Genomic DNA, 4,612 nt, shown 5'->3' on the forward strand with positions numbered 1-4,612 from the left:
GGAAGGCGGCCCTCTGGTGGGGGGGGTGGGGTGTCGCGGTGGTGTGTCTGGGGCTTTGTCGCCCGGCTGTCGCTGGTGTGCGCCGCGGGGACGCTGGTGCTGGGGCCCGTGTGCGGGCTGTGGCGGCGGGCGGGGGTGGTCGCGGCGACGGTGGCGCTGGTGGGGGGCTGGGACTGGGCGCTGTGACGGGTCGCAGCACTGCTGAACGCGGGCTATGCCCTGCTGGATTGGATTGCCGGCTGGGATCTCGCCGGCATGGCGCTGGGCGGGCGCGCTGCTTGGGTGTGGCTTGCCGCCGGTGTGGGTGTGCTGCTGTTGCTGGCACCGCGCGGCGTGCCGGCGCGCTCGCTCGGGCTGGTGCTGTGTCTGCCGCTGGCGGCGGCACGGCCGCCCGCGCCGGCGGTCGGGGAGGCCGAGCTCACGATGCTGGACGTGGGCCAGGGGCTGGCGGCGGTGGTGCGCACAGCCCAGCACACCTTGGTGTATGACCTGGGCGTTGGCTGGCCGAGCGGGTTCAACACCGGGGCGGTGGTGGTGGCGCCGTATCTGCGACACCAGGGGGTAGATGCCGTGGACACACTGATTGTGAGTCATGCGGACCAGGACCATGCGGGCGGGCTCTCCGGGCTCCTGGCGGACCTGCCTGTGACTCGGTTGCTGAGCGGTGAGCCCTCAGCGCTCAACACGCCGGACGGCATCAACTCCGAGCCCTGCCGGGCTGGGACGCAGTGGCGCTGGGACGGCGTAACCTTCCGTATTCTGCACCCGACGGGTCGGGGAGAGTCCGGCAATAATGCTTCCTGCGTGCTGCACGTGGCCACTGGCGGTGCCAGCGTGCTGCTCACGGGCGACGTCGAGGCCGGCGTCGAGGCCGAGCTGGTCGCGGCCTTCGGCGAGCGGCTACGGGCGGATGTGCTGCTCGCGTCCCATCACGGCAGTGACAGCTCCAGCACGATGCCCTTTCTGCGAGCGGTCGATCCCCGCTGGGTCTGGTTCTCTGCCGGCTACGGCAACCGCTGGGGCTTTCCGCACGAGGCCGTCGTGGCCCGCGTTCGCGCCCTCGGCGTCGCCACCGCGAGCACCGCCACGGACGGCGCCGTGAGCCTGCGGTTGCCGGCGGAGCCGGCGCCCCTGGTGCCGATGCGGGCTCGTCAAGCCCAGCAAAGGCTGTGGCGACACCGTCCAGGCCTGCGGCCGCCCTGAACGCGATCCGCGTTCAGGACAGCGACGATGTAGGCCGGGCGCAACCGTGCTGAGGGGTACCGTGATCTCTGCGTCCCGGCATCGGCGGGGCAGGTCGGAGCTGCTATGATCCCCAGCGTTTGAGCCCCGGTGCTGGGCTGGTCCGAGAACGCGGGAGTGTTTGTGCAGGTGTTTGAGCTGCTGCAGGCGGGTGGTTGGCTGATGTGGCCGATCCTGCTCTGTTCCGTTGCCGCGATGGCCATTGTCATCGAGCGTTTCTGGGCCCTGCGTCGCGCCGCCATCATGCCGGATGACCTCGTGAGCAACATCTGGCAGCTGCACCGCCGGCAATTGTTGAACGACGAGCGCATCGCCGAGATTCGCGACGGCTCCGCCCTGGGACGCATGCTCGCAGCCGGCCTGGTGAATCGCTTCCACTCCCGGGAGGTCATGAAAGAGGCCATCCAAGACACGGGCCGACAGGTGGTGGCGGATCTGGAGCGCTATCTCAACACGCTCGGCACCATCGCCGCCGTGACGCCGCTGCTCGGCCTGCTTGGTACCGTGCTCGGCATGATCGAGGTCTTCGGCATCATCATGGAGGCCGGTGTGGGCAATCCCGGCGTGCTCGCCGGCGGCATCTCCAAGGCGCTCATCACCACGGCCGCCGGGCTCTCTGTGGCCATCCCCGCCCTCATGTTTTACCGTTATTTCGACAACCGTGTGGACAAGCTCATTGTGGCCATGGAGGAACAGGCGCTTAGGCTCATCGAGGTGATGCAGGGCGCCCGCGAGGCGGTAGGCTACGGGGGCGAGCCTTGAATCTCCGGCCGAAGCGGCGTGAGCCCCCGGACATCAACCTGACGCCGCTCATTGACGTTGTCTTTCTGCTGCTCATCTTCTTCATGGTGTCCACCACCTTCAACGACAGTCCCAGGCTGCGCCTGGAGCTGCCGCAGGCGGACGGCGAGCCGGCACAGGCCGCCGAGATGGACTTGCTGGAGGTGGTGGTGGATGTCTCCGGGCGCTTCTATGTGGATGATCGCGAGGTGCTCGGCACCGACGCCGAGACGTTGGAACAGGCGCTCCGGGAGGCCGCAGGCACCGACGGCGCGGTCACCGAGCGCCCGGTGCTCATCAAGGCGGATGCCAGGACGCCCCACCAGGCGGTCATGACAGCGCTGGACGCCCTCGGCCAGCTCGGCATGCGCCGCGTGGCCTTCGCGGCGAGCCGCACGGAAGAGACCCCGTGAGCAGGGTCAGCAGCTTCGCCGCGGGCACCGGCTCTGGGCGAACCGTCTACGCCCGTTTGCTTGGCTATGTGAAGCCGTACTGGCGCATGTTCGCGCTGTCCATCGTCGGCATGCTGGTGTTCGCAGCCACCGAGCCCGTGTTCGCGGCCATGATCAAGCCGTTGCTCGACGGCAGCTTCGTTGAGCGGGACCCGGACGTGGTTCGGCTCATGCCCATCCTGCTGGTGGCCGTGTTCCTGGTGCGCGGCGTCGCCGGATTCGTCAACAACTATTGCCTCAAATGGGTGGGCCGGCGGGTGGTGGCAGACCTGCGCCAGCAGATGTTCGACCACCTGCTGCGGGCGCCCGCCCGTTACTACGATGCCCATGGCACCGGTCAGCTGCTGGCCAAGCTCACCTACAACGTCGAGAACGTCGCCACCGCGGCGACCTCCGCCATTACGACGTTGGTGCGGGACGGGTTCACCGCGCTGGCGCTGCTGGCCTATATGCTCTATTTGGACGCGGCGCTGTCGGCCATCTTCCTGCTCATCGGCCCGGTAATGGCCTTCTCGATGAAGTACGCCACCCGGCGTTTTCGGCGGTACGGCTCGCGCATTCAGGACCGGGTAGGGTCCCTCACGCACGTCGCGCAGGAGGTCATCGATGGTCACCGGGTGGTGAAGGCCTTCGGCGGCGAGAAGCGCGAGTCCGAGACCTTCTCCGCCATCAACGAGAAGACGCGCTCCCTGCAGATGAAGGTTATTGCCGTGGAGTCCGTCAGCGTGCCTGTGGTGCAGCTGCTCTCCGCCGTCGCCATCGGCGTCATCGTCTATCTGTCGACGCTGCAGGGGCTGCGGGAGGACATCACCGTGGGCACCTTCATGTCCTTCGTGGTGGCCATGGGCCTCATGCTGCCCCCGGTAAAGCGGCTCACCGCCGTCAACTCCCAGCTCCAGCGCGGTATCGTTGCCGCTGACAGCCTGTTCGAGCTGCTGGACAGCGAGACCGAGCACGATGCGGGTAAGCAGGAGCTGGGCCGGATCCGCGGCGAGATCGACTTCCGCGGCGTGAGCCACGTCTATGACGCTGCCAAGGGCCCGGTGCTGCACGGACTCGATCTGCACATCGGCGCCGGCGAGAGCGTGGCCCTGGTGGGCCGTTCGGGCAGCGGCAAATCGACGCTGGTGAGCCTGCTGCCACGTTTCTACGACCCGACGGAAGGGCAGATTCTGGTGGACGGCATCGACCACCGCACAGTGACGCTCGCGAGCCTGCGGGCGCAGATTTCCCTCGTCACCCAGGACATCGTCCTCTTCAACGCGAGCGTTGCGGACAACATTGCCTACGGTGCCACCGCGGGGGCGAGCTGGGCGGAGATTGAGCGTGCCGCCGACGCGGCCCATGCGCTGGATTTCATTCGCGCGTTGCCAGCGGGGTTCGACACCCTAGTGGGAGACCGCGGCGTGCTGCTCTCGGGCGGGCAGCGTCAGCGGCTCGCCATCGCCCGGGCTATGCTCAAGGACGCGCCCATCCTGATTCTGGATGAGGCCACCTCGGCGCTGGACACCGAGGCCGAGCGTCACATCCAGCAGGCCTTGGCCGCGCTCATGAGGAACCGCACGACGCTGGTGATCGCCCACCGCCTATCCACCATCGAGCACGTGGATCGTGTGGTGGTGCTGGAGCAGGGGCGTATCCTGGAGCAGGGCAGCCACCGACAGCTGCTGGCGGCGGGTGGTCATTATGCGCGGCTGCAGCGTGCGCAGCTCCAGGCGCCGCCCGTGCCGGAGCCCGCGGGCTGATATGGACGCGCGGACTCGGATCGGTCGGTGAGCCCCACCGCCATCTGGTACGGTCGGGGCTTTGGAGCGCGGCTGTCGTCGGCGTTGCTGGCGCCGCTCGGCTGGCTCTATTGCAGCGTCGCCGTGCTGCGCGCGACGGCCTACCGGGCCGGTTGGCTTGCGAGCTTCGAGGCCGGTGCACCGGTCATCGTCGTCGGCAACCTGAGCGTCGGCGGCACTGGCAAGACGCCGCTGGTGCGCTGGCTCGCGGATCATCTCATCGCGCTGGGCCTGCGACCAGGCATTGCCGCCCCCCGTTACGGGGGGATCGGCCCCCCGGCGGTGCGCTTTTGGCCCCCGGATGACGAACCAGCGGGGTTCGGCGACGAGCCGGTGCCGCTGGCCGCCCATTAC

At 68.5% G+C, this 4,612-nt stretch carries 6 protein-coding genes; all 6 read left to right on the forward strand.

The window, feature by feature from the left end:
• A partial coding sequence (locus I6U14_RS12460) for a hypothetical protein (protein WP_296899770.1) occupies nt 1-186 on the forward strand: 186 nt, incomplete at its 5' end.
• 69 nt (nt 187-255) lie between these two features.
• On the forward strand, nt 256-1,203 hold the full coding sequence (locus I6U14_RS12465; RefSeq protein WP_296899772.1) for a DNA internalization-related competence protein ComEC/Rec2: 948 nt from the start codon (nt 256-258) through the stop codon (nt 1,201-1,203).
• Between the two features lie 168 nt (nt 1,204-1,371).
• Nucleotides 1,372-2,004 (forward strand): MotA/TolQ/ExbB proton channel family protein, encoded by a 633-nt coding sequence (locus I6U14_RS12470; protein WP_296899773.1) that lies wholly within the window; start codon nt 1,372-1,374, stop codon nt 2,002-2,004.
• Entirely contained in the window at nt 2,001-2,435 is a 435-nt protein-coding gene (locus I6U14_RS12475) for a biopolymer transporter ExbD (protein ID WP_296899775.1), read from the forward strand. The genes I6U14_RS12470 and I6U14_RS12475 overlap by 4 nt, the downstream gene beginning before the upstream one ends.
• Nucleotides 2,432-4,219, forward strand: a complete 1,788-nt coding sequence (gene msbA, locus I6U14_RS12480) for a lipid A export permease/ATP-binding protein MsbA (protein ID WP_296899777.1) — start codon at nt 2,432-2,434, stop codon at nt 4,217-4,219. The genes I6U14_RS12475 and msbA overlap by 4 nt, the downstream gene beginning before the upstream one ends.
• Nucleotides 4,220-4,246: 27 nt before the next feature.
• Nucleotides 4,247-4,612 (forward strand): tetraacyldisaccharide 4'-kinase (locus I6U14_RS12485; protein ID WP_296899779.1); only part of this gene is annotated, 366 nt, incomplete at its 3' end.

Source organism: Thiohalocapsa sp. (assembly GCF_019695415.1).
In the GTDB taxonomy this organism is placed as follows: domain Bacteria; phylum Pseudomonadota; class Gammaproteobacteria; order Chromatiales; family Chromatiaceae; genus Thiohalocapsa.

What these genes read in the sequence shown, in the direction of transcription:
- I6U14_RS12465 (WP_296899772.1), top strand. Translation starts at nt 256, where the DNA reads ATGGCGCTGGGCGGGCGCGCTGCTTGGGTGTGGCTTGCCGCCGGTGTG.